The 22,492-nt window shown below is 68.3% G+C and carries 25 protein-coding genes; 9 read left to right on the plus strand and 16 right to left on the minus strand.

The annotated features are described in order from the left end of the window. The first annotated feature begins 55 nt into the window (after positions 1 to 55). On the plus strand, positions 56 to 1,225 hold the full coding sequence (locus tag ACQPYH_RS30780; RefSeq protein WP_432878363.1) for an MFS transporter: 1,170 nt from the start codon (positions 56 to 58) through the stop codon (positions 1,223 to 1,225). Here the strand turns inward: ACQPYH_RS30780 and ACQPYH_RS30785 are convergent. Continuing rightward, entirely contained in the window at positions 1,214 to 1,465 is a 252-nt protein-coding gene (locus ACQPYH_RS30785) for a hypothetical protein (protein ID WP_432878366.1), read from the minus strand. The two genes, ACQPYH_RS30780 and ACQPYH_RS30785, sit on opposite strands and share 12 nt — an antisense overlap. Before the next feature lie 48 nt (positions 1,466 to 1,513). Between ACQPYH_RS30785 and ACQPYH_RS30790 the strand changes: the two genes are divergently transcribed. Next, the gene (locus tag ACQPYH_RS30790) at positions 1,514 to 2,284 is read left to right on the plus strand and encodes a MerR family transcriptional regulator (RefSeq protein WP_432878368.1); all 771 of its coding nucleotides are present in this window, start codon (positions 1,514 to 1,516) and stop codon (positions 2,282 to 2,284) included. A 13-nt stretch (positions 2,285 to 2,297) separates the two neighbouring features. Further along, positions 2,298 to 2,840 carry a GNAT family N-acetyltransferase gene (locus tag ACQPYH_RS30795; protein ID WP_432878371.1) on the plus strand — a complete coding sequence of 181 codons (543 nt, stop codon included), beginning with the start codon at positions 2,298 to 2,300 and terminating at the stop codon, positions 2,838 to 2,840. On the opposite strand, the gene ACQPYH_RS30800 is transcribed toward ACQPYH_RS30795, so the two are convergent. After that, entirely contained in the window at positions 2,803 to 3,489 is a 687-nt protein-coding gene (locus ACQPYH_RS30800; RefSeq protein ID WP_432878374.1) for a FadR/GntR family transcriptional regulator, read from the minus strand. The two genes, ACQPYH_RS30795 and ACQPYH_RS30800, sit on opposite strands and share 38 nt — an antisense overlap. An 82-nt stretch (positions 3,490 to 3,571) precedes the next feature. Between ACQPYH_RS30800 and ACQPYH_RS30805 the strand changes: the two genes are divergently transcribed. Next, the gene (locus tag ACQPYH_RS30805; RefSeq protein WP_432878377.1) at positions 3,572 to 4,753 is read left to right on the plus strand and encodes an MFS transporter; all 1,182 of its coding nucleotides are present in this window, start codon (positions 3,572 to 3,574) and stop codon (positions 4,751 to 4,753) included. On the opposite strand, the gene ACQPYH_RS30810 is transcribed toward ACQPYH_RS30805, so the two are convergent. Then, a complete protein-coding gene (locus tag ACQPYH_RS30810; RefSeq protein ID WP_432878379.1) occupies positions 4,754 to 5,761 on the minus strand; it encodes a sugar phosphate isomerase/epimerase family protein in 1,008 nt (335 codons plus the stop codon). 11 nt (positions 5,762 to 5,772) lie between these two features. Further along, positions 5,773 to 6,867: a Gfo/Idh/MocA family protein gene (locus ACQPYH_RS30815; RefSeq protein WP_432878382.1), complete on the minus strand. Its 1,095-nt coding sequence runs from the start codon at positions 6,865 to 6,867 to the stop codon at positions 5,773 to 5,775. 75 nt (positions 6,868 to 6,942) lie between these two features. Between ACQPYH_RS30815 and ACQPYH_RS30820 the strand changes: the two genes are divergently transcribed. Then, positions 6,943 to 8,082, plus strand: coding sequence for an ROK family protein (locus ACQPYH_RS30820; RefSeq protein WP_432878385.1), 1,140 nt, complete (start codon positions 6,943 to 6,945; stop codon positions 8,080 to 8,082). A gap of 71 nt (positions 8,083 to 8,153) precedes the next feature. Here ACQPYH_RS30820 and ACQPYH_RS30825 read toward each other — a convergent pair whose 3' ends face one another. Genes ACQPYH_RS30825 through ACQPYH_RS30835 form a run of 3 tightly spaced genes read right to left on the minus strand, consistent with a single transcriptional unit; the run spans position 8,154 to position 10,845 of the window. Then, on the minus strand, positions 8,154 to 9,056 hold the full coding sequence (locus ACQPYH_RS30825; protein ID WP_432878387.1) for an aminoglycoside phosphotransferase family protein: 903 nt from the start codon (positions 9,054 to 9,056) through the stop codon (positions 8,154 to 8,156). Continuing rightward, entirely contained in the window at positions 9,053 to 10,057 is a 1,005-nt protein-coding gene (locus ACQPYH_RS30830; RefSeq protein ID WP_432878389.1) for an NAD(P)H-dependent glycerol-3-phosphate dehydrogenase, read from the minus strand. Before ACQPYH_RS30830 ends, ACQPYH_RS30825 begins: the two co-directional genes overlap by 4 nt. Then, a complete protein-coding gene (locus ACQPYH_RS30835) occupies positions 10,054 to 10,845 on the minus strand; it encodes a lysophospholipid acyltransferase family protein (RefSeq protein WP_432878391.1) in 792 nt (263 codons plus the stop codon). The genes ACQPYH_RS30830 and ACQPYH_RS30835 overlap by 4 nt, the downstream gene beginning before the upstream one ends. Before the next feature lie 16 nt (positions 10,846 to 10,861). Between ACQPYH_RS30835 and cofC the strand changes: the two genes are divergently transcribed. Both cofC and ACQPYH_RS30845 read left to right on the plus strand, forming a co-directional pair. Next, entirely contained in the window at positions 10,862 to 11,533 is a 672-nt protein-coding gene (gene cofC / locus ACQPYH_RS30840) for a 2-phospho-L-lactate guanylyltransferase (RefSeq protein WP_432878394.1), read from the plus strand. Between the two features lies 1 nt (position 11,534). Further along, positions 11,535 to 11,741 carry a hypothetical protein gene (locus ACQPYH_RS30845; RefSeq protein WP_432878397.1) on the plus strand — a complete coding sequence of 69 codons (207 nt, stop codon included), beginning with the start codon at positions 11,535 to 11,537 and terminating at the stop codon, positions 11,739 to 11,741. A 96-nt stretch (positions 11,742 to 11,837) separates the two neighbouring features. Here the strand turns inward: ACQPYH_RS30845 and ACQPYH_RS30850 are convergent, their stop codons facing one another. The 4 genes from ACQPYH_RS30850 to leuC all read right to left on the minus strand — a co-directional run bounded on the left by ACQPYH_RS30850 (position 11,838) and on the right by leuC (position 16,067). After that, a complete protein-coding gene (locus ACQPYH_RS30850) occupies positions 11,838 to 12,422 on the minus strand; it encodes an HU family DNA-binding protein (protein ID WP_432878399.1) in 585 nt (194 codons plus the stop codon). A gap of 179 nt (positions 12,423 to 12,601) precedes the next feature. Then, positions 12,602 to 13,768 carry a magnesium/cobalt transporter CorA gene (gene corA, locus ACQPYH_RS30855; protein ID WP_432878402.1) on the minus strand — a complete coding sequence of 389 codons (1,167 nt, stop codon included), beginning with the start codon at positions 13,766 to 13,768 and terminating at the stop codon, positions 12,602 to 12,604. Between the two features lie 260 nt (positions 13,769 to 14,028). Beyond that, positions 14,029 to 14,628, minus strand: a complete 600-nt coding sequence (gene leuD, locus ACQPYH_RS30860; RefSeq protein ID WP_432878405.1) for a 3-isopropylmalate dehydratase small subunit — start codon at positions 14,626 to 14,628, stop codon at positions 14,029 to 14,031. A gap of 14 nt (positions 14,629 to 14,642) precedes the next feature. Then, positions 14,643 to 16,067 carry a 3-isopropylmalate dehydratase large subunit gene (gene leuC, locus ACQPYH_RS30865; protein ID WP_432878408.1) on the minus strand — a complete coding sequence of 475 codons (1,425 nt, stop codon included), beginning with the start codon at positions 16,065 to 16,067 and terminating at the stop codon, positions 14,643 to 14,645. 107 nt (positions 16,068 to 16,174) lie between these two features. Here leuC and ACQPYH_RS30870 point away from each other — a divergent pair, with 107 nt between their 5' ends. Both ACQPYH_RS30870 and ACQPYH_RS30875 read left to right on the plus strand, forming a co-directional pair. After that, positions 16,175 to 16,894, plus strand: a complete 720-nt coding sequence (locus ACQPYH_RS30870) for an IclR family transcriptional regulator (protein WP_130387568.1) — start codon at positions 16,175 to 16,177, stop codon at positions 16,892 to 16,894. Between the two features lie 69 nt (positions 16,895 to 16,963). Further along, positions 16,964 to 17,530 (plus strand): HdeD family acid-resistance protein, encoded by a 567-nt coding sequence (locus ACQPYH_RS30875; RefSeq protein WP_432878411.1) that lies wholly within the window; start codon positions 16,964 to 16,966, stop codon positions 17,528 to 17,530. A 32-nt stretch (positions 17,531 to 17,562) separates the two neighbouring features. Here the strand turns inward: ACQPYH_RS30875 and ACQPYH_RS30880 are convergent, their stop codons facing one another. Genes ACQPYH_RS30880 through ACQPYH_RS30900 form a run of 5 tightly spaced genes read right to left on the minus strand, consistent with a single transcriptional unit; the run spans position 17,563 to position 22,424 of the window. Then, positions 17,563 to 18,555 carry a LacI family DNA-binding transcriptional regulator gene (locus tag ACQPYH_RS30880; protein WP_432878414.1) on the minus strand — a complete coding sequence of 331 codons (993 nt, stop codon included), beginning with the start codon at positions 18,553 to 18,555 and terminating at the stop codon, positions 17,563 to 17,565. After that, a complete protein-coding gene (locus tag ACQPYH_RS30885; RefSeq protein ID WP_432878416.1) occupies positions 18,539 to 19,423 on the minus strand; it encodes a nucleoside hydrolase in 885 nt (294 codons plus the stop codon). Before ACQPYH_RS30885 ends, ACQPYH_RS30880 begins: the two co-directional genes overlap by 17 nt. A gap of 7 nt (positions 19,424 to 19,430) precedes the next feature. After that, positions 19,431 to 20,246, minus strand: coding sequence for a carbohydrate ABC transporter permease (locus ACQPYH_RS30890; protein WP_432878419.1), 816 nt, complete (start codon positions 20,244 to 20,246; stop codon positions 19,431 to 19,433). Continuing rightward, positions 20,243 to 21,106, minus strand: coding sequence for a carbohydrate ABC transporter permease (locus ACQPYH_RS30895; RefSeq protein ID WP_432878421.1), 864 nt, complete (start codon positions 21,104 to 21,106; stop codon positions 20,243 to 20,245). Before ACQPYH_RS30895 ends, ACQPYH_RS30890 begins: the two co-directional genes overlap by 4 nt. 10 nt (positions 21,107 to 21,116) lie before the next feature. Beyond that, the gene (locus ACQPYH_RS30900; RefSeq protein ID WP_432878424.1) at positions 21,117 to 22,424 is read right to left on the minus strand and encodes an ABC transporter substrate-binding protein; all 1,308 of its coding nucleotides are present in this window, start codon (positions 22,422 to 22,424) and stop codon (positions 21,117 to 21,119) included. Between the last annotated feature and the right edge of the window lie 68 nt (positions 22,425 to 22,492).

The raw sequence follows: 22,492 nt of genomic DNA on the forward strand, positions 1-22,492 counted from the left end.
CACGTGCAAAAATCTACCATCCGCCTGATCGTTCAAACAGATTGTCTGTTTACTTGTGACTGAAGACACCACCCTCGTCAAGCGCTCCCGGTACGCCGTGGCCGCCGTCTTCTGCGTGCACGGATCGGTGACCGGGTCGTTCGCGACCCGGGTGCCGTGGATCCAGGAGCATGCGGGAGTGTCCGCGGGCCAGCTCGGGCTGGCGCTCGCGTTCCCGGCGCTCGGCGCGGCGCTGATGATGCCGCTCGCTGCCCGGGTCAGTCACCGGTTCGGCACCCGGAACGCCTTGCGCGGTCTGCTGGCGCTCTGGACGCTCGCGCTGATCCTGCCGTCGCTCGCCCCCGGCCTGCTCGGGTTGTGCGCCGCGCTGTTCATCTACGGCGGTACGGCGGGCATGGCCGACGTGGCGATGAACGCGCTCGGAGTCGAGATCGAGCACCGGCTGAAGAAGTCGATCATGTCCGGGCTGCACGGTCTCTGGAGTGTGGGCGCCCTGCTCGGTTCCGCGGTCGGGACGCTCGCTGCGCATGCGAATGTCAGCGCACAGGTCCATCACGCGGTCGTAGCCGTCGTCCTGACGGTGATCGGTGCGGTGGTGTGTCACTTCGTGCTGAACATCCATCCCGAGGAGGACGAGGAGCCGCCGGCGCGGTTCGCGTTGCCGCCGAAGTCGGCCTTGCTGATCGGGGCGGTCGGGTTCTGCGCGGTGTTCGCGGAGGGTGCGAGCCTGGACTGGTCGGCCGTGTATCTGCGGGACATCCTCGGCAGCTCGGCGGCTGTCGCGGCCGGGGCGACGACCGGGTTCGCGTTGACGATGGCGATCGCGCGGTTGACCGGCGATGCGGTGGTCGACCGGTTCGGCGCCGTACGGACGGTGCGGTGGAGCGGTGTGATCGCGACGCTCGGCGGGCTGCTCGTGGTGGTTTCGCCGACGGCGGTCGTGGCGATGGCCGGGTTCGGCCTGATCGGCGTGGGGATCGCGGTCGTCGTACCGCTCGCCTTCGCAGCCGCCGGTCACACCGGCCCGAACCCGAGCCAGGCGATCGCGGGCGTCGCGACCATCACCTACGCGTCCGGGCTGGTAGCGCCGTCGATCATCGGCGGCATCGCGCAGGCCAGCAACCTGACGATGTCGTTCATCGTGGTCACCGCACTGGCAGCGGGCATCGGCGTCTTTGCGCGCGTGCTCGCACCCCGTCAGCCGGCTGTCCGCTCAGGCCAATAGGTGGTTGAGCACTTCGCCTGCCTCGTCGTAGCCGGCGTCGCTGATGCGTTTGAGCTCGATCAGGTCCTTCGCGGCGGCGGCGCGGCGGGTGAGATGTTCACCGGCCCGGGTGCAGCCTTCGTCGAGTAGTTCGCTCAACGCTTCGACGTCGTCTCGCTCGTCGGCCAGATCGGCCAGTCGGTCGAGGGCCTTCTCGTTGCCTTCGTCGGCGAGGGTGCGCAGGGTGTCCCAGTCGGTCATGCAGCCATCGTGTGACATTGCCCTAGGGGCAAGGTCAAGAATGGTGTCGTGCTCACCATCGGACAGCTGGCCCGGTACGTCGGGGTGTCGACGAAGACCGTCCGCGTCTACCACGCGAAGGGCCTCCTGCCCGAACCCGAGCGGGACTCGTCCGGATACCGCCGGTACTCCGCGGACGCGGTCGTCCAGCTGGTCCGGATCCGCATGCTGGCGGACGCCGGCGTACCACTCGCCCGGATCCGCGAGCTCGGGTCAACGCCGGAGCAGCTCAGCCCCGCCCTGGAGCAGATCGATGCCGACCTGACCACCCGCATCAAACGGCTCCGCGACACCCAGCGCCGACTCCGCAAGCTGGCCGCCGGAGAGATTCGCATCCTGCCCGCCGACGTCGAAGAGCACCTCGCCGGACTGCCCGCCCTGGGCTTCACCGAGCGGTGGATCGCGATGGAGCGCGACCTGTGGATCGTCGTCTACGCAACCGACCCCGACCTCGCCGACACCTTGTTCCAGGACCAAGCGCAGTCGCTGACCGAACCGGAACTGCGAGACCTCTACCTTGCCGCGGACCACGCCCACGACCTCAACCCCGACGACCCGTTCCTGTCAGAGCTCGCCGACCGGATCGTTGCCGCCAGCATCCAACGCTACGGGACCGAATCACCCGGGGCCTCCGCCGATCCCGCCATCCCCGACCTCCTGCAAAGCACCCTCAACGCATCCTCACCAGGCTGGCAGCGACTCGACTCGTTGATCCGCGGCCGAATGGCGGACGCCGGGTTCACCCTTCGGACAAGCCCCAACGAGCACCACCGCGAGTGATACGAATTCGAGGGTGAATGAGCTGCGGTTTCGGACGGCTGGGGCAGATGACGCGGCGGCGGTAGCTGAGCTGCACGGGGACAGTTGGCGGCGGCACTACCGCGGTGCGTACGCCGACGCGTTCCTCGACGACGAGTCGGCCGGCTACCTCGACGCGATGTGGGCCAAACGGCTGGCGGCGCGCGAGGGTACGCGGACCACGCTCGCGGAGTACGACGGCCAGCTGGTCGGGCTGTCGCATCTGATCATCGGCGCCGACCCGAAGTTCGGCGCGCTCGTCGACAACCTGCACGTCCGCGCACCGCTGAAGCGGCAAGGCATCGGGACCCAGCTACTCGCGTTGACCGCCAAGGCCCTGCAGGAGGCGGCGCCCGGGTCCGGGATCTACCTGTGGGTCCTCGAGCAGAACACCGCCGCCCAGGGGTTCTACGAAGCCCGCGGAGGCGTCCGCGGCGACCGCAAGGACGTCCCGCCGCCCGGCGGGGAGCCTCGGCGGCTCAACGGGCAGCCGGCCTGTTTCAGGTACTACTGGCCGGATCCTTCGCTTCTTGCTTGATCGTCTCGATCAGGGCGTACGACGCCTGACTCGCCGCCTCGGGATCCCCCGCCCGGATCGCCCCGAGTACATCGACATGCGCGTCGAGGATCCGATGATCCTCGGGCATCGTCGCGGTCTGGTGGATCGACTCGGTCAGCACTTCGGCGATCGCGTCGTACAAACGCAACAGGAGCGGGTTCCCGCTTGCGACGACGACTCCGCGGTGGAAGTCGGCGTCCGCAGCCACAAACGCGTCCAGGTCGCCCGCAGCCGCCCGAGACTCTAGTGCAACGGACAAAGCAGCCAGGGTCTCCTGGTCGGGGCGTTGCGCGGCCAGACGGGCGGCTGCGGCCTCGATACCGGCGCGAGCGTCGAGCACATGCGTCAATGACGCCGAGAGCTCATCCCTGACCAGTACGCCGCTGATCTCGTTGGTCGCGCGGACGTAAGTGCCGTCGCCGACGCGCGGCTCGAGCAGGCCGGTCAGGCTCAGTGAACGCAGCGCCTCCCGTACCGTCCCGCGGCTGACGCCGAGGTCGGTCGCGAGCTGGTTCTCGCCAGGGATCCGCGAGCCGCGTGGCCAGGCCCCGGACTCGATCTGCGCACGGAACCGCTCCGACACCTGCAGCACGAGCGGCACCTGCCGCACAGGTCCTTCGATGGACACTCGCCCACCTCCGTTCAGGGGATAGCGTACAGTGTGTAAATGTAGGACATCTGCAGGAGACGAGAACAGGGAGAGGTGTGTCGTGGCGGTGTTGACCGAACCAGTGGCTCGGGAGCGGTCGGCGCTGATCACAGCGACCGCCTTCGTGGTCGCGCTGAGCCTCCGGCCGGCGCTGACCGCGGTCGGTCCGGTGCTGCCGCGGATCGGTCTCGACCTGCATCTGGGCGAGGCCGCGCAGGGTCTGCTCGGCACGCTGCCGCTGCTCGCGTTCGCCGTCGCCTCACCGCTGGTCCACCTCGCGTCCCGCCGATTCGGCATGGAGCGCGCCGTCTTCGTCTCGCTTCTGGTCCTGGCGCTCAGCAGCGCGCTGCGCCCGTGCACAGGCCATGCAGGCCTTTGGATCGGTACGGCGGTAGTCGGTGCCGCGATCGCGGTCGGGAACGTGCTGGTCCCGGTGATCATCAAGCGGGACTACGCAGGCAATGTCTCGCGCGCGACCGGCGTCTACACGGCGTTCATCACCGGCGGCGCTGCGATCGCCTCGATCCTCGCCGTACCGATCGCCGATGCGGTCGACTGGCGGTTGTCGCTCGCCGTCTGGGGCGGTCTCGCCGTGCTTGTCGCTGTGATCTGGCTACCGCGGACGCTCTCGCCGGAGCCGATGCCGGCGGCAAGCGTCAAGGACAGCACTCCCCCGGTCAGCGTTTGGCGACAGCCGACGGCGTGGCTGGTGACCGGCTTCATGGGGCTGCAGTCGACGAGCTTCTACCTGTTCGTGAACTGGCTGCCGACGATCGAGATCTCGACCGGCGGCGTGTCCGAGCGTGCCACCGGCGTACACCTGTTCCTGTTCCAGGTCTTCGGTCTGATCGGCGGCCTCAGCATCCCGTTCCTGCTGAAGCACCCGACGAATCAGCGGGCCGGTCTGATGACGGCAAGTACGCCGATCCTCGTCGCGCTGCTGGGTCTGCTGCTGGCGCCGCAGCTCGCGATCGTCTGGGCGGTCGTCGGCGGTCTGGGCCAGGGCGCCGGGCTGGTCGCCGCGCTGTCGCTGATCAGTCTTCGCGGCCGCGGCCACCACGAGACCACGCAGTTGTCCGGGATGGCGCAGGCCGTCGGCTACACGCTGGCTGCAGCCGGACCGGTCGTCGCGGGATACCTGACCCAGGTGACCGGCGGCTGGAGTACGACGCTCATCGTGTTCGCCGTACTCTCAGCCACCCAGATCACGCTCGGATTTGTCGCTGGTCGCGACCGGCGCTGATTACTTGTCGGTGGCGAAGGCCGCGTCGAAGGCGGCGGCCGGCTTGTCGAAGGCGAGCGCGCGGATGACGTTGACCGCCTCGGCGGCGCCGACCTTGCGCTCCATGCCGGCGTCCTCCCATTCGACCGAGATCGGGCCGTCGTAGCCGATCGAGTTCAGCACCCGGAAGCAGTCCTCCCACTTCACGTCGCCGTGACCGGTCGAGTAGAAGTCCCAGCCGCGTCGCGGGTCGCCCCAGGGCAGGTGCGAGCCGAGCCGGCCGTTGCGTCCGCCGCCGACCCGCATCCGGGTGTCCTTGCAGTCCACGTGGTAGATCCGGTCCTTGAAGTCCCACAGGAACGCGACCGGGTCGATGTCCTGCCAGACCATGTGCGACGGGTCCCAGTTCAGCCCGAACGCCTCGCGGTGGCCGATCGCCTCGAGCGTCAGCGTCGTGGTCCAGTAGTCGTACGCGATCTCCGACGGGTGGACCTCGTGCGCGAACCGCACGCCCTCCTCGTCGAACACGTCGAGGATCGGGTTCCACCGGTCGGCGAAGTCCCGGTAGCCGGCCTCGATCCGCTCCGCCGGCACCGGCGGGAACATCGCGACGTACTGCCAGATCGACGAGCCGGTGAAGCCGATGACGGTGTTCACGCCGAGCTTCTTCGCCGCGCGAGCGGAGTTCTTCAGGTCCTCCGCCGCCCGCTGACGCACACCCTCGGCGTCGCCGTCGCCCCAGATCCGGGACGGCACGATGGCCTGGTGCCGGAAGTCGATCGGGTCGTCGCAGACCGCCTGGCCGACCAGGTGGTTGGAGATCGCGAAGACCTGCAGGTTGTACTTCTCCAGGATGTCCTTGCGGCCCTGGACGTAGGAGTCGTCGTCGACGGCCTGCTGGACGTCGAAGTGATCACCGGAACAGGCGATCTCGACGCCGTCGTACCCGGCCTCGGACGCGAACTGGCAGACCTCCTCGAACGGCAGGTCGGCCCACTGACCGGTGAACAGCGTGATCGGGCGTGGCATCTCACAGGCTCCTAAGAATTGTCGACGGTGATCCAGGCAGAGTCGCTCGCAGCCGAGCGCAGTACGGCGTCGACCACGCGAGCGGACCGCGCTCCGGCGGCGAAGTCGGGCAGGCCGTCCGGGTGGTCACCCAGTACGGCGGCATAGCTGTCGGCGACGAACGAGTCGAACGCGTCCTGATACCCCTGCGCGTGCCCCGCCGGCAGCCGGTTCACCCGCGCGGCGGGCGGGCTCAGCGTCTCGGGGTCCCGGGTCAGGAGCTGCGACGCGTCGCGACGGCCGACCCACAGGCGGTCCGGGTCCTCCTGGTCGAAGCCGAAGCTCGACTCGGTCCCGGACACCTCCAGGTACAAGCGGTTCTTCCGGCCGGCTGCGACCTGGCTGACCACGATCGTCCCGACCACTCCGGCCTCGGTCCGGAACTGCGCCGTGGCCAGGTCCTCAGTTCGTACTTCGACTCCGCCGCGCTGGGCTCGCACCGTCCGCAGCTGCGCGCTGATCGCAGCGATCCGGTCGCCGGTCACGAACTCGGTCAGGTCACACCAGTGCGACCCGATATCCGCGAACGTCCGCGACGGACCGCCGGTCGTGTCGTCGACGCGCCAGTTCTGGTCGTCCGCACCGGCGAGCCAATCCTGCAGGTACGAGCCGTGCAGGCTGGTGATCGTCCCCGCGTCACCTGCCGCGATCCGGGTCCGCAGCTCGCGGACCATCGGGTGGTAGCGGTACACGAACGGCACAGCGCCGACCAGGCCCGCCTCGGATGCCGCGGCTTGCAGTCCGCTCGCGTCCTGGACCGAGGTGGCCAGAGGCTTCTCGCAGACCACGTGCTTGCCGGCGTCGAGTGCCTTCAGCGTGACGTCGCGATGCGTGTTGTTCGGCGTACAGACGTGGACGACATCGATGTCTGAGGCGAGCAGCTCGTCGATGGTGGCGAACCCGCGCTCGGCGCCGGTCGCCTCGGCTGCAGCATCTGCCCTTGCAGGTGATGAGCCCACTGCGCCGGCCACGGTCGCTCCCGAAACCAACGCGGCCCTGCCATGGACCTGGCCCATGAATCCGCCGCCGACGATCCCGACCTTGAGCTTGCGCGCACTGGTGGACACGTCGTAGGACGCTATGGGACCCTTTTGAACCCTGTCAAGCAAAAGTCCACGGCTGGTACGACGAAAGTCCGACACATGAGCGATCTGGATACGACGGACGCGGTCCTGCGACTGCTCCTCGACGGGCAGGCCCGGACCCGCGCCGAGCTGATCGACGTCACCGGTCTGGCCCGCTCCACGGTCACCGGGCGGATCGAGGCGCTGCTCGCGGCCGGTCTCGTCGTACCGTCCGGTGAGGCCGCGTCGACGGGCGGCCGGCCGCCGGCGCGCTTCCGGTTCAACCCGACCGCGCGACTGATGCTCGCGGCCGACGTCGGGGCGACGCACCTGTCCGTCGCCCTCACCGATCTGGCCGGCGAGATCCTGCACCGGTCGACGACGCCGCTCAAGATCGCCGAAGGACCCGAGGTCGTTCTCGAAGCTGTCGCCAAGGCTGGCCGCGCGCTACTCGAAGAAGCGCACAGGCCGCCGGAGGATCTGGCCGGCACCGGCGTCGGGCTGCCCGGTCCGGTCGAGCACGGCACCGGACGGCCGAACCATCCGCCGATCATGCCCGGCTGGGATTCGTACGACGTGGTCGGCCGACTGAGCCGTGAGCTGCCCGGCCCGGTGCTGGTCGACAACGACGTGAACATCATGGCGCTCGGCGAGCACGCGACGGCGTACCCGGACGTCGAGCACCTGCTGTTCGTGAAGGTTGCCACCGGCATCGGTGCGGGCGTGATCAGCGGCGGCCGCCTGCACCGCGGCGCCCAGGGCGCTGCCGGCGACATCGGCCACATCCAGGCACCTGGCCACACCGAGCTCTGCCGCTGCGGCAACATCGGCTGCCTCGAGGCGGTCGCCTCCGCAGCCGCGCTGGCGACCCGGCTGGGAGTCAGCACCAGCGGCGACATCGTCGAACTGGTCCGCTCCGGAAACACCGCCGCCACTGCCGAGATCCGCCAGGCCGGTCGCGAGATCGGCACGGTCCTCGCCGCCGCGGTCAGCCTGCTCAACCCCTCGGTGATCGTTGTCGGCGGCTCACTCTCCCAGGCCGGCGACAGCCTGCTCGCGGGCATCCGCGAAACGATCTACGCCCGATCGTTGCCTCTGGCCACAACCCACCTGCAGGTCGTGCGCTCGCAAACGGGCAGGGACGCGGCCCTCCTCGGCGCCGCCACCCTCGTGCTGCAGCAATGGTTCTGCAGCTCGACAGGAAGTGTCGGCCTCTGAGGCCACATCGGCCGCCTGGCTGAGCGTGCCGCCGGGCCGGCCGACCGGACACCTCCTGTCGAGCTGCACATCTAGTCGTTCCAGCTGAGAGCCAGTTCGTCGCAGAGGGCGATGAAACGGTCGAGTTGGCTGCCCGAGCGGGCGCGGCCGAAGCCGTGGCGCCGGCCCCAGAAGGCCGACTGGACCATGTTGAGGTGGGCCCAGCGCCGGATTCGTTCGGGATCGAGCTCGGCGGCCTCGGCGAACAGTTCGAGCTCGTGGTTCAGCAGCTTGATCAGGTCGTCGGCGCCGAGCTGATGGGCGGCCCGCGTTCGGAGGAACGTGGTCGCGTCGTACGCCGGGTCGCCGACGTACCCCTTGGGATCGACGGCCAGCCAGGGCTCCCGGTCCGCTCGGAGGATGTTGCGCGGGTGGAAGTCGCCGTGGATCAGGATCTCCGGCTGATCGCGACCGAGCTCGTCGACGACAGCCAGGGCCGCGTCGATCGCAGCCGCCGGTAGCGGGTGGTCCAGCTCGGTGGCGTCACGATGGAGCTCTTCGGCCCAGGTGTCGGCTTGTTCAGACATTCGGGGTAGACCGTCAGGTGCCGGGATCCGCAACCGGCGATGCAGGTCGGCAGCGATGACGACGACGTCCTCGTTGTGCTCCATCAGCGTCGTGGGATGCGCCTGCTCGAGGAGCAGGGCGTACCGGGCGTCGTCGCGTTCGTGCAGCTTGACCGCGCCGCGTCCGTCCCAGGCCGCGAAGGCGTCGGCCTCGTAGTCGTTGCCGGGATGCGGGAACGAAATCTTCACCACCCGCTCGTCCTGGACCGGGATGACGATGCCGACCTGGCCGTGCATCGTTTCACCAGCGGGTATGCAGTCCCAGCGAGCCAGGACGTCGTCGGCGATGGCAGGCAGCTCGGCCAGCCAGGCTTCGCCGACGGCGCCTTCACGATCGATGGTGGCTTTGGCGAACGCGGCCGGGATCATCCCCAGCGCTCCGACTTCGCCGAGCGGGAGACCAGGCTGAACAGCATGTCCTTCGGGGTCATCTCACCGGCGACGACCTTGGTGACATGTTCGGCGATCGGCATTTCGACGTCGTGCCGGTGCGCCAGCTCCGAGATCGACGCGCAGGACTTCACACCCTCGGCGACCTGCCGCGTCGCGCCGGCGATCTCCGCAACGCTCATACCCTGGCCGAGTTTCTCGCCGAAGGTCCGATTCCGCGACAGCGGCGACGAGCACGTCGCCACCAGATCGCCGAGCCCGGCCAGACCGGAGAACGTGTGCTCGTCCGCGCCCAGCGCCGTACCCAGACGGGCGATCTCGGCGAGGCCGCGGGTGATCACCGAGGCGCGGGCGTTGTCGCCGAAACCGAGTCCGACGGCCATCCCGACCGCGAGCGCGATCACGTTCTTGCAGGCGCCGCCGAGCTCGCAGCCGACGACGTCGTTGTTCGTGTACGGGCGGAACGTCGGCGAATGGCACAGCTTCTGCAACCGCGCCGCCGTACCCTCGTCCGCGCAGGCGACCACGGATGCGGCCGGTTGGCCTTCGGCGATCTCGCGCGCCAGGTTCGGCCCTGAGACGACCGCGATGCGTTCCGGCCCGGCGCCGGTGAGCTCGGCGATCACCTCGCTCATCCGCTTCGTCGTACCGAGCTCGACGCCCTTCATCAGACTCACCAGCGGTACGGCGTTCGGCAGTACGCCGGCCCAGTCCGTCAGGTTGTCGCGCAACGACTGGGACGGTACGGCGAGGACGATCGCCTCCGCGCCGTCGGCCGCCGCGGCCGGGTCGTGCGTCGCGGTGATCGCATCCGGCAAGCGCAAGCCGGGCATGTACTCGGCGTTCTCGTGATCAGCATTGATCGACTCACAGAGCGACTCACGCCGGCCCCAGACGGACACCTGGTTCCCGGCGTTCGCGAGCACCACAGCGAACGCCGTACCCCAGGATCCGGCACCGAACACCGCGACCTTCGTCATGCCGTCTCCTCACCTTCGGCTTTCCTGGCTTTGCGCAAGTCGTAGAGCTCCTTGGGCGGGGTCTCTCCGCGCAGCTCGCCGAGGGTTTCGGCGACCCGGGCCATGATCACCTCGGTTGCCTCGTGCAACAGCTGGTTGGTCAGCGGCTTGCCCTCGAACGCGCTCAGGTCGACCGGCGCACCGGCCCGGACCAGCAGCGTCTTGCGCGGCAGCAGGCGGATCCGGATCTTGCCGGTGTACGACTTGATGATGTCCTGCGCGCCCCAGTTGGCGATCGGGATCACCGGGCAGCCGGTCATCAACGCGATCCGGGCGGCGCCGGTCTTGCCGGTCATCGGCCACATGTCCGGGTCACGGGTAATGGTGCCCTCCGGGTAAACGCCCACACACTCACCGCGTTCGACCGCCGCGACGGCGTCCCGGAACGCATCCGCGGCCTGGGTCGAATCCCGGTACACCGGGATCTGCCCTGCGCCTCTGATGATCGTGCCGAGCACCGGGATCTTGAACAGCGACGCCTTGCCCAGGAATCGCGGGATCCGCCGGCACTCCCAGATGAAGTACCCGAGCAGCACCGGGTCGAAATGCGAGATGTGGTTGGGCACGTAGATGACGCCGCCGGTGCGCGGCATGTTCTCCCGGCCGGTGAACCGGCACTTGGTCATCACAATCATGAACGGCTTGACGATCGCCGCGATGATGCCGAACCAGAAGCCCCGCGGCGGACGCGGATCACCCTGCCCGTTGTCCACTGGAGCCTCCTGCTGCTCGTTGCTGCCATCCGTCATGGGAGAATCCTGCCTGATGGCAGACCTACAGGTCGCTCCCTGGATCCTGGCGATCCCGGTGAAGCGTACGGCGATCGCGAAGAGCCGGCTCGCTCCGGCGTACCCGCAGCACCGTCCCGAGCTGGCTCGTGCGTTCGCTGTCGACACTACTGCGGCCGCCCTCGCCTCTCCCCTGGTGCACGCCGTCCTGGTCGTCACGGACGATCCGTTGGTCGCGGCGGATGTGACCGCCGCCGGTGCGTACGTCGTACCGGATCTGCCGGCCGCCGGGCTCAACGAGGCCTTACTGCATGGCGCCGCTGTTGCCGCTGCCGAGTTCCCGGACAACGGCGTCGCCGCGTTGTCCGCGGATCTTCCGGCGCTGCGTCCGGCCGAGCTCACCGCCGTACTCGCGGCCTGTACGGCGCCACGCTCGTTCGTGGTGGACCAGCCCGGCACGGGTACGACGTTGCTCGCGGCGGCTCCCGGCGTACCGCTGGATCCCCGCTTCGGTGTGGGTTCCGCGCTGGCACACCAGGCGTCCGGGGCGATCCCGATCGAGCTGACCGGGATCGAGTCGGTACGTCGTGATGTCGACACGGCCGCCGATCTGGCGCACGCCGTACAGCTCGGAGTGGGGCCGGCGACCGCCGACGTGATGTCGCTGGTTCTCGGTGCCGCGACCGGGACCGAGGGTCTAGCCTGCTGATATGCAGGCAACCGTGAGCCGCTACGACGGCGAGACGTTTTCCGGTGCGGTGCTGACGGACAGCGGGATCGAGTTGCCGTTCACCGTGCACGCGGTCGCCGATACTCCCGTGCGGCATCTACGCGTCGGCCAGCGGGTCCGGCTCGAGACGACCGGTTCCGGGGCGGACCTAACCATCACAAAGGTGGAATTCGCGACCCAGCTCTAGTTGCCCCTAGTTGCCGCAGACAACGGCGAAGGCCGGTCAACCCCTGGAGTGGGGTGACCGGCCTTCGCTGTAGTGCGGTGCCGCAGTGCGTGAAGATCAGCGAGCGGTACGCTTCGCCGCGGTCTTCTTGGCGGGGGCCTTCTTGACCGGCGCCTTCTTCGCAACGGTCTTGACCGGGGCCTTCTTGACCGGGGCCTTCTTGGCAACGGTCTTCGCCGGCGCCTTCTTGGCAACCGTCTTGGCCGGGGCCTTCTTGGCGACCGTCTTCTTCGCGGCGGCGGTCTTTGTTGCGGCGGCGGTCTTGGTTGCAGCGGCCTTGACCGGTGCAGCCTTCTTCGCCGGGGCGGCCGCCTTGGTGGCGGTCGCGGCCGGCTTCGGGACGACCAGCTTCGGCAGCTTCTTCGCGCCGGAGACAACGGCCTTCAGCTCCGCACCCGCGCGGAACTTCGGAACCACGGTCTTCTTGGCACGCTTGGTCTCACCGGTCCGCGGGTTGCGCACGATGCGCGCGCCACGCTCGATGGCCTCGAAGGCACCGAAACCGGTGATGGCGACCTTGCCGCCCTTCTTGGTCAGCTCGCGCTCCACGGTGTCGATCACCGATTCCAAAGCGTGCTGGGCCTGGCGGCGGTTTCCGTCGAAGTGCACTGCGAGCGCTTCGACCAACTGGCTCTTGTTCACTGCTTCCCTCCGTGAACGTAGGCGTCGAGCACAGCGCTCGATCTCACAGGAACGTTATGGACTCAACACGCCGTTCACAAACACCAACGCGGCAATTCGCCCTTGTTTTGGGCGATTCGTGCCACAATTTGGCCCGATCAGGGCCCTGAGGGCCCTTTTCGCAGGAGATTCCCAGGAGTTCAGAGCCAGCCGCGGCGTTTGAAGATCTGGTGCAGACCTCCACACACCAAGGCCATCAGGCCGATCGCGAAGGGGTATCCGTACTGCCAGTGCAGCTCCGGCATCTTGTCGAAGTTCATCCCGTAGACGGTGCCGATGAGGGTCGGGGCGAACAGGATCGCCGCCCAGGCAGAGATCCGCTTCACCTCTTCGTTCTGCTCGCTGCTGGCGATCGCGAGGCTCTTCATCTCCTCGTTCTGCTGCTGGGCGACCAGGGTCGCGTTCACCGTCAGGATGTCGCGCAGCAGTTCGCGGAAGCCGTCGACCTTCTCCACCACCTCGGTGACGTGGTCGGCGACATCGCGCAGTGAACGTTGCAGTTCCTCGTCCACGCCGTACTTCTGGAATCCGCCGCGCAGCTGCTCGAGCATGCCGACCAGCGGCCGGGTCGCGCGCTGGAACTCGATCACCTCACGGGAGAGCTCGTAGATGCGCCGCGACACCTTCGGGTCACCGCGGAACACCTCGGTCTCGATCTCGTCGATGTCGTTCTCGAGACCGGCGACGACCGGAGCGTAGCCGTCGACGACCTTGTCCATGATCGCGTAGAGAACCGCTTCGGCACCTAGGCTGAGCAGCTCGGGGTCGCGCTCGACCCGGCGCCGTACCGCTGCCAGGTTGGGCGCTTCGGCGTGCCGGACCGTCACCACGAAGTCCGGTCCGACGAACACGTGCACCTCACCGAACTCGACCTCCTCGGTCGCGTCCCGGTACCGCGCGGCCTTCAGTACGACGAACAACGTGTCGCCGTACCGCTCCAGCTTCGGCCGCTGATGCGCCTCGTTGGCGTCCTCGATCGCCAGCTCGTGCAGGTCGAACTCCTGCGCCAGCGAGGCGAGCTCGCGGCGGTCCGGCCGGTACAGGCCGATCCAGGCCAGGCTGTGCGGGGCCTGGTGCAGCTCGCCGTAGGTCTCGGCGAGGGAGTCAGGAGAAGCGACCCGGCGGCCGTCGCAGTAGATCGCACTGTCCACGACGCTGTGCCCCTTGGGCATCTGCGGATCGCGCGACTGCTTCTCAGCCTGCTCGGGCACGGCGGCGGAGACGGCAGCAGCGTGCTTGCGAGCGGCAGCACGCAGTGACGGAGTGCGGCTGAACGCACGGATCGTGCGCAGGCGAAGGTCGGACATGAGTCCTCCAGGTGCGGTGGATCAGGTGAGTGATGAACACACGTCTGCCCGACCCCACAACTGCTAGAGGAACTCTGCACCTTCTAGAAGAAGGAAGCCCCCGAAGGTCGAGCGAGACCCGTATGTCTGGAGGGTTCGCTCATCAGCGCCCCACCTCCTCGGTCTCGCAAGCCTTGTTCTGACAACCACGTAAGGGTAACACCAGAGTTATCGCCCCCGGCCCGCCGAACGTTACGGGGGCGCTAACTCTGGCCGATGTTTCAGGCCTTCGCAGGAAGGGTTGCCGGCTTGAAGGACGGCCGGGTTGCTTCGTAGGCAGTGATCTCGTCCGCGTGCGACAACGTGATGCCGACGTCGTCCAGGCCGTTCAGCAACCGGTAGCGCGTGTAGTCGTCGATCTCGAAGGGTGCCGACACGTCACCGGCTGAGATCGTCTTGTTCTCAAGGTCGACCGTCACCTTGGTGCCCGGGTCGCTCTCGATCGTGGTCCACAGCTGCTCGACCACGTCCTGCTCCACCAGGGCCGCGAGCAGCCCGGCCTTGCCCGAGTTGCCGCGGAAGATGTCGCCGAACCGCGAGGAGACGACCACGCGGAACCCGTAGTCGAGCAGGGCCCAGACCGCGTGCTCACGCGACGATCCGGTGCCGAAGTCCGGTCCCGCGACGAGCACCGAGACGCCGCCGTACTCGGGCTGGTTGAGGACGAAGGAAGGATCGTTGCGCCAGGCAGCGAACAGTCCGTCCTCGAAGCCGGTCCGCGTGACCCGCTTCAGGTACACAGCCGGGATGATCTGGTCGGTGTCGACGTTGCTGCGGCGCAGCGGGGCCGCCGTACCGATGTGCTGGGTGAAGGCTTCCATGATTCCCTTGCTCCTCAGGCGTTCGCAGGTACGGCGACGGGCGGCAGGTCCGCCGGTGCGGCCAGGGTCCCGGTGACGGCGGTCGCGGCGGCGACCAGCGGCGACACCAGGTGGGTGCGACCGCCCTTGCCCTGGCGGCCTTCGAAGTTCCGGTTCGAGGTGGAGGCGCTGCGCTCACCCGGCGCCAGCTGGTCCGGGTTCATGCCCAGACACATCGAGCATCCGGCGCCGCGCCACTCGGCGCCGGCGTCCTTGAAGATCGCGTCCAGGCCCTCGGCCTCGGCCTGCAGCCGGACCCGGCCCGAGCCCGGTACGACGAGCATCCGGGTGCCCTCGGCAACCTTCCGGCCGGCGAGCACCCCGGCCGCGGCGCGCAGGTCCTCGATCCGGCCGTTGGTGCAGGAGCCCAGGAAGACCGTGTCCACGTGGATCTCGCGCATCGGCGTACCGGCGGTGAGGCCCATGTACTCCAGCGCGCGCTCGGCGGCGACCTTGTCGTTCTCGTTGTCGAAGTCGTCCGGCGACGGCACCTGCTCCGACAGCGGGATGCCCTGGCCCGGGTTCGTCCCCCAGGTGACGAACGGCGCGATGTCCTCGGCCCGCAGCACGATCTCGCGGTCGAACGCCGCGTCCTCGTCGGTGGCCAGGCTCTTCCAGTACTCGACCGCGGCTTCCCAGTCGACGCCCTGCGGCGCGTGCGGCTTGTCCTGCAGGTAGGAGAAGGTCGTCTCGTCCGGCGCGATCATGCCGGCCTTGGCGCCCCACTCGATCGACATGTTGCAGATCGTCATCCGGGCTTCCACGCTCAGCGCGCGGATCGCTTCACCGCGGTACTCGACGATGTAGCCCTGGCCGCCGCCGGTGCCGACCTGCGCGATCAGCGCGAGCACCAGGTCCTTCGCGGAGACGCCGTCCGGCAGTACGCCGTCGACCGTGACGGCCATCGTCTTCGGACGGGCCTGCATCAACGTCTGCGTGGCCAGCACGTGCTCGACCTCGCTCGTACCGATGCCGAAGGCAATCGCTCCGAACGCGCCGTGCGTGGAGGTGTGGCTGTCACCGCAGACCACGGTCATGCCCGGCTGGGTCAGACCGAGCTGCGGGCCGATCACGTGCACGACGCCCTGGTCCGGGTCGCCGAGGGTGTGGATCCGGATGCCGAACTCCTCGGCGTTCTTCCGCAGCGTGTCCACCTGGGTGCGCGACACCGGGTCGGCGATCGGCTTGTCGACGTCGAACGTCGGGACGTTGTGGTCCTCGGTCGCAATAGTCAGATCGGGACGCCGGACACCGCGGCCGGCCAGCCGCAGGCCGTCGAAGGCCTGCGGGCTGGTCACCTCGTGGACCAGATGGAGGTCGATGTAGAGAAGGTCGGGTTCTCCGTCGGCATGGCGCACGACATGCGCGTCCCAGACCTTTTCCGACAACGTCCTACCCATCAGACTTCTCCTTTGAGGTATGTGGTGAGGTGCTTTCGCTCACAGTGCTCTCGATTGGACCCCTGAAGCGACTTGCGTTCCACGATTCGAGACGGCAGTATCGTCTCATGGACAACTCTAGCGGAGTCGGCGTTCTCGACAAAGCAGCTCTCGTTCTGTCTGCGCTCGAGTCCGGGCCGGCGACCCTGGCCGGACTCGTCGCGGCCACAGGGCTGGCCCGACCGACCGCACACCGGCTCGCGGTGGCGCTGGAGCACCACCGTCTGGTGGGCCGCGACATGCAGGGACGATTCGTGCTCGGTCCGCGACTCAGTGAGTTGGCCTCCGCCGCAGGCGAGGACAGGCTGCTCGCGACCGCCGGCCCGGTGCTGGCGCGACTGCGGGACATCACCGGCGAATCGGCGCAGCTGTTCCGCCGCCAGGGTGAGTACCGCGTGTGCGTCGCCGCCGCCGAGCGTCCGTCCGGTCTGCGCGACACCGTGCCGGTCGGCAGTCAGTTGACCATGGCCGCCGGTTCGGCTGCTCAAATACTGCTTGCCTGGGAGGACCCGGAGCGGATGCACCGTGGCCTCCACAACGCGTCGTTCAACGCGGCCGCACTGGCCGGCGTACGGCGTCGTGGCTGGGCGCACTCGGTCGGTGAGAGGGAGCAGGGCGTTGCGTCCGTCTCCGCCCCGGTCCGCTCCCCCAGCGGCAAGGTGATCGCCGCCGTCTCGGTCTCCGGCCCGATCGAACGGCTGTCCCGCCAGCCCGGCCGTATGCACGCCCCGGCCGTGATGGCCGCCGCCGAGCGACTCTCCGAAGCCCTGCGCCGCGCGTCGGAATAGCCGGGTAGTTGTCACGTAGCGCAACCAGGATCACCATGAGGGTGGAAAGCCCCTCAAAGGAGGTCCGACATGGAGCGGGACTGGCTGACTCTCGGCTGGAAGATGTTGCTCGTCCGCGGTGTCATCGCTGTCATCTTCGGGATCCTCGCGATCGCGTGGCCCATTCACACCGCGATCGCGCTGGCGTTGCTGTGGGGCTTCTGGGCCCTGTTCGACGGCATCGGCTCGATCGTCCAAGCATTCCAGCCCGAGTCGAAGGGCAGCCGGCTCTGGCTGGTCGTCCTCGGGGTCATCGCTCTGGTCGCGGCGTTCTTCGCGATCACCAGCCCCGGGATGACCGCGGCGACCCTGACCTGGATCCTCGGGATCTGGCTGATCATCCGCGGCATCTTCGAGCTCGCCGGCGCCTTCAGCAGTCAGCAGGTGATGCCGCGCTGGCTCCTGGTGCTGAGCGGCTTGCTGTCGATCCTGATCGGCGTACTGTTCGCCGCCAAGCCCGGAGCCGGCGCGGTCAGCATCGCCGTCGTCCTGGGCGTCACCGCACTCGTGTGGGGTGTGGTCCTGATCGGTGTCGGATTCTCAGTACGGCGGGAGCTGAACACCGGGCCCGCCCACTCCAGCCCATCACCGGCCTGACCAGCCACGACTAGCCGCGCGGTGCCGGAGGTTCAGCGATGCGGGTGACAGCCGCAGGATGCGCTCGGGATCAGCGTGTAGTCGAGGACATGGCGGGCGGCCTGGGTGTTCGTGCGATCGAGCAGCAATTCGACGGCGCTGCGTGCGGTCTCCTCGATCGGCTGGCGCACGCTGGCCAGCGGCGGGATCGTCACCGTGCACTCGCTGGTGCCGTCGAACCCCATCACCGCAACGTCTTCCGGCACCCGCAGCCCGGCCTCCCAAGCCGCGAACAGTACGCCGAACGCCTGCTCGTCGGTCGAGCAGTAGATCGCCCGCGGCGGCCGCTTCTGCTTGAACCACGGCTGTACGGCGTCGCGCGCGGCAAAGCGCGACACCGGGCTGGCGACGTACCGCGCCGAGGCCCGCGGGTGCTTGTCCAGCGCCCGTTCGATCCCGCGCCGGTGTTCCGACGTACCGGGTGAATCTTCTGGGCCCGTGACGACGCCGAGGGTGCGGTAGCCGTGTGACAGCAGGTGATCCGTCGACGCCTCGGCGGCCGCGACGTAGTCGATCGACAGCGTCGACACCGTCACGCCCTCAGGCACGGGATGCAGAGCAACAACCGGTACGCCGGCCGCAGCGAACCGCTGGATCGCGGGCTCGACCAGCAGCGAGACGAGTACGACGCCGTCGACCTTGCGCTCGATGAACGAGCCGATGTGCGCGGACTCCTGCTCCGGATCGCCCGCCGAGTCACCGATGAGCAGCAGGTGGTCGTGCTGCCGCGCGAAGTTCTCCAGGTGCTCGGCGAGCGTGGCGAAGTACGGGTTGCGGATCTGCGGGATCAGCAGACCGAGCGAGTACGTGCGGCCGGCGCTCAGCGCGCGGGCGAGGATGTTGGGCCGGTAGTCCAGCTCCGCCGCGGCTTCCAGCACGCGCCGACGGGTCTCCGCCGAGACGGGCCGAGGGCCGTTGTTGAAGACGTAGCTGACGACCGCGGTCGACGTACCGGCCCGCTCGGCAACGTCACGAGCCGTCGCCATCGATCTCCCCATGAGCGGTGACGATCCGGGCCGTGATCTCCTCCGCCACCTCGTCCGCGCGTACACCAGTGACGATCCGCACAGTCCCCTCCGTCTCTGGGACAAAAGTACTGTGCCCACCGGCCGCAACCGTCACCCGCCCGGCCTCGGAGAACGTGAACAACTCCGGCCGGCTCAGCGCGAGGATCGCAACCGGGTCGTGCGGCACGTTCCACGTCTCGTTCCAGTACGCCCACCATTGCTCGATGTCCGCCCCGAGTGCCGCACCCAACGGCCCGGCGGCGCGGATCCTCGCCAGCAGGTCAGCGCCGATCGTCACCTGCTGGGTGATCTCCAGCCCGGTGATCGTCGTCGGGATCCCGGCGTTCAGCACGGCCTGCGCGGCCACGTCATCGGACTTGAAGTTGTGCTCCGACACGTCGTCGCCGAACGACCCGCCCATCACCCACAGATGCCTGATCCATCCAGCGGCCTCCGGTTCGCGCTCCAGCGCCGCCGCAAGGTTCGTCAGCGGCCCGATCGCCGCGACGTCGATCTCTCCCGGGCGCTCCTTCAACCGCGCCACCAGGCGCTCCGGCGCGCTGCCGCTGCTGACGACCTCGGCGGACAGCCCGTGGTGCAACGACCCCTCATGCCCGGCCCACCACACCTCCCGGCCCGACAACGGCTGCGCCACACCCGGTACGACGTCGATGTCCCGGCCGGCCAGCGCGGCGTACCGGCGGGCGAGCTGCGCGCGCAGCCGGGTGTCGCCGTACACGGTGTGGATCTCGAGCAGCTCGACGTCCGGGCTGCCCAGGAGCTGGGCGAGCGCCATCGCGTCGTCGACGTCGGAGCCGATATCGGTATCCAGGATGAGCTGGTGCATGGTCTCCCTATTTCAAGCCCGTGCTCGACACGGACTGGACGAAGTACCGCTGGAAGCCGGCAATGACCACCAGCGGGATGACGGTGAGTACGACGGCGCCTGCGAACACCAGACCGTAGTCGGCGAAGTTCTGACCTTGCAGGTTGGAGAGGGCCACCGGGCCGAGGATGTGCTTGGCGTCGGTGCCGATCAGCAGCGGCCAGACGTACGACTGCCATTGGAACAGGAACAGCATCAGCCCGGCGCCGATCAGCGCGGGCCGCGACAGCGGCAGGTAGATCCAGCGGAAGACACCGAACCAGCCCAGCCCGTCGAGCCGGCCGGCCTCGACCAGCTCAGCCGGGATGCCGAGGAAGAACTGCCGCAGCAGGAAGATCGCCATCCCGTTGCCGATCCCCGGCAGCACCAACCCGGTGAAGGTGTTGGTCAGGTGCCAGTCGCGGAACATCGTCGACAGCGGGATCGCGATCGCGTCGAACGGCACCAGGAAGCTCAGTACGACGATGCCTAACACCAGCCCGCGCCCGCGGTACTCGAACGCCGCCAGCCCGAACGCCGCCGACGCGCAGACCGCGAGACCGATGACGACCGTGGCGGCGCTGACCAGGATCGAGTTGAGCGTCGCACGACCGACATCACTGCTCAGCAAGGCCGAGTAGTTGTGCAACGTCGGCTTCAGCTCGAAGAACGTCTGCCACGACAACGTCAGATGCGCGAACGTCTCCGAGCCCGGCCGCAGCGAGTTGGTCAGCACCCACAGCAGCGGCAGGAAGAACAGGATGCCGATGACGCCGCCGAGCACCGACAGACTCGCGCGCTTCACTGGTCGCCTCGCAACAGCCGGAACTGCCCGGCCACGATCGCGAGCGTCAGCGCGACCAGAATGACGACCTCGGCCTGCGCGACGTGGATGTCGCCGATCGCATACGCGCGGGTGTAGACGTCGTACATCAACAGGTTGCTGTTGCCGTTCGGGCCGCCCTTGGTGAGGATCTGCACCGGCGCGAACACGAGCAGGTTGGAGACCGTGTCAGCGACCAGCACGAACGCCAGCGGCCGTCGTACCAGCGGGAGGATGACCGACACCATCCGGCGCCACGCGCTCGCGCCGTCGAGCAGCGCCGCTTCGCGGACCTCGACCGGGACCTCTTGGATGCCTGCGATCAGGAACAGCATCCAGTAGCCGACGCCGATCCACGACAGCAGCACGATCAGCGACGGCAGCACTTGGCCGGACGACGTCAGGAACGGCTGGGCGGGCAGACCGAGCCGCTCGAGTACGCCGTTCGCGAGGCCGTCCGGCCGGTAGATGACGCTCCAGATCACTGCCGACACCGCAGGCGGGGTGGCTATCGGCAGGATGACCAGGGTGCGCCACAGCCTCGAGCCGGCGGCCTTCTGCGTGAACAGGACCGCCAGCAGGAACGAGACGATCACCTGGATCGGGTTGATCAGAACGGTGAACAGCAGCGTCACGCCGACCGACTGCCGGAAGTCCTGGTTCGACAGCAGGTTCGTGTAGTTGTCGAGCCCCGCGAACACCCGGCCGCCGCGCAGCAGGCTCTCGGTGTAGAAGCTCTCCACGACGGCCGAGATCGCCGGGACAATCCGCAGTACGGCGAGGCACAGCAGCGCTGGCGCGAGGAAGGCAAGGGCGATCAGCCCTTGCCCACGCTTCCTCACTTGATTGGCCTCATTTGATAGTCCGCCAGGCGTCGGTGAGCTGGCGGGTCGCCTCCTGCAGCCGGGTGTCGGAGTTGGTGCCGTTGCGGATGTCGGCGAACGCCTTGCCCATGACTTCCTCGAACTGGATGTACCCGACACTCACCGGCCGCGATACCGCCGTGTGCTCACTCTCGTACGCCGTGATCGCTGCGGCGCCGGCCGTCTTCGCACCGGAGAACGCGTCCATCTTCGGGGTGTACTGCTTCTGCGCCTCGAGGTTGGCCGGGATGATCGTCGTCGTACTGGTCGTGGCCAGATTGCCGGTGGCATCGAGCGTCGCGAACTCGAGGAACTTGCGGGCCATCCCCTGCTGCTTCGACGCCGGGTTGATGCCGAGCGACCACGACCCGGTCGGCGTGACCGGCTTGCCGCCCTGGAAGTACGGCAGCGGCGCGACGCCCCAGTCGATCTTCGAGCTGCCGAAGATCTTCAGGTCCCACGGCCCGCCGACGAAGAACGCCAATTGGCCGTTGGAGAACACCGGCCCGGTCTGGAAGCCGCCGATCCCGCGCGGAGACAGTCCGCTCGCGAAGGTAGCGCCGTACCACTGCATGGCCTTCTTCCAGCCGTCGGTCTCGACCGCCGGGGTGAGGGCGTCGTCGCCTTCGATCCCGGAGCCGCCGCCGAGCGACTCGGCCAGCGGCTGCAGCTGGTAGTACGCCTCGGGCTGCTCCATGAACAGGCCGTACTTCGTACCGCCCGACTGCATCGCCTTGCGGCCGGCCGCCTCGACCTGCTCCCAGGTCCAGCGCTGCTGCGGGTCCGCGGTCGGCGGCGTCACCTTCGCCTTCGCGAGCGCGGTCTTGTTGTAGAAGAGGAACTGCGTCGAGTTCCACATCGGCAACGACCACAGCTTGTCGCGGAAGTGGTTGGTCTTGTACGCCGCGGCGCTGACCTTCGTCTTCACCTGATCGTCGAGGTCGCTGAGATCTGTGAGGAATCCCTTCGCGGCGAGCTGCGAGACCCGCGGTTCGTCGACCGTGTAGACGTCGATACCGCTGTCCTTCGCGCTCAGCCGCTGCTGCATCGTCGCGTTGAACTGGTCGAACGGGATCTGGGTGTAGGCGACCTTGATCCCCGGGTTCTTCGCCTCGAAGGCCTTGATCACCGGCTGGTAGGTCTCGGCGTTGTCGGTGCCGGTGAACGTGATGGTCCCGGTCGCCGGACCGGAGTCGGCCGCGGCCGGCTGGTCGGCCGAGCCGGAGGAGCCACAGCCGGCGACGAGCAGGGCTGCCGCGATGACGGCGGCAGGGACGGCGAAGAGGTTCCGCTGCACGGCGATCCCCTTTCAGGAGTGGTCTAAGCGGTTAGACTCTAAGCGGTTAGATAACGCCGTGTCCAGCA

Source organism: Kribbella sp. CA-245084 (genome assembly GCF_050942355.1).
Taxonomy (GTDB): domain Bacteria; phylum Actinomycetota; class Actinomycetes; order Propionibacteriales; family Kribbellaceae; genus Kribbella.

Coding starts and splice junctions, on each gene's coding strand:
- leuD (WP_432878405.1), bottom strand. CDS start 14,628: ATGGAAGCCTTCACCCAGCACATCGGTACGGCGGCCCCGCTGCGCCGC.
- ACQPYH_RS30835 (WP_432878391.1), bottom strand. CDS start 10,845: ATGACGGATGGCAGCAACGAGCAGCAGGAGGCTCCAGTGGACAACGGG.
- ACQPYH_RS30875 (WP_432878411.1), top strand. CDS start 16,964: ATGGAGCGGGACTGGCTGACTCTCGGCTGGAAGATGTTGCTCGTCCGC.
- leuC (WP_432878408.1), bottom strand. CDS start 16,067: ATGGGTAGGACGTTGTCGGAAAAGGTCTGGGACGCGCATGTCGTGCGC.
- ACQPYH_RS30885 (WP_432878416.1), bottom strand. CDS start 19,423: ATGCACCAGCTCATCCTGGATACCGATATCGGCTCCGACGTCGACGAC.
- ACQPYH_RS30870 (WP_130387568.1), top strand. CDS start 16,175: ATGGACAACTCTAGCGGAGTCGGCGTTCTCGACAAAGCAGCTCTCGTT.
- ACQPYH_RS30830 (WP_432878389.1), bottom strand. CDS start 10,057: ATGACGAAGGTCGCGGTGTTCGGTGCCGGATCCTGGGGTACGGCGTTC.
- corA (WP_432878402.1), bottom strand. CDS start 13,768: ATGTCCGACCTTCGCCTGCGCACGATCCGTGCGTTCAGCCGCACTCCG.
- ACQPYH_RS30825 (WP_432878387.1), bottom strand. CDS start 9,056: ATGATCCCGGCCGCGTTCGCCAAAGCCACCATCGATCGTGAAGGCGCC.
- ACQPYH_RS30820 (WP_432878385.1), top strand. CDS start 6,943: ATGAGCGATCTGGATACGACGGACGCGGTCCTGCGACTGCTCCTCGAC.
- ACQPYH_RS30785 (WP_432878366.1), bottom strand. CDS start 1,465: ATGACCGACTGGGACACCCTGCGCACCCTCGCCGACGAAGGCAACGAG.
- cofC (WP_432878394.1), top strand. CDS start 10,862: ATGGCAGACCTACAGGTCGCTCCCTGGATCCTGGCGATCCCGGTGAAG.
- ACQPYH_RS30810 (WP_432878379.1), bottom strand. CDS start 5,761: ATGCCACGCCCGATCACGCTGTTCACCGGTCAGTGGGCCGACCTGCCG.
- ACQPYH_RS30880 (WP_432878414.1), bottom strand. CDS start 18,555: ATGGCGACGGCTCGTGACGTTGCCGAGCGGGCCGGTACGTCGACCGCG.
- ACQPYH_RS30845 (WP_432878397.1), top strand. CDS start 11,535: ATGCAGGCAACCGTGAGCCGCTACGACGGCGAGACGTTTTCCGGTGCG.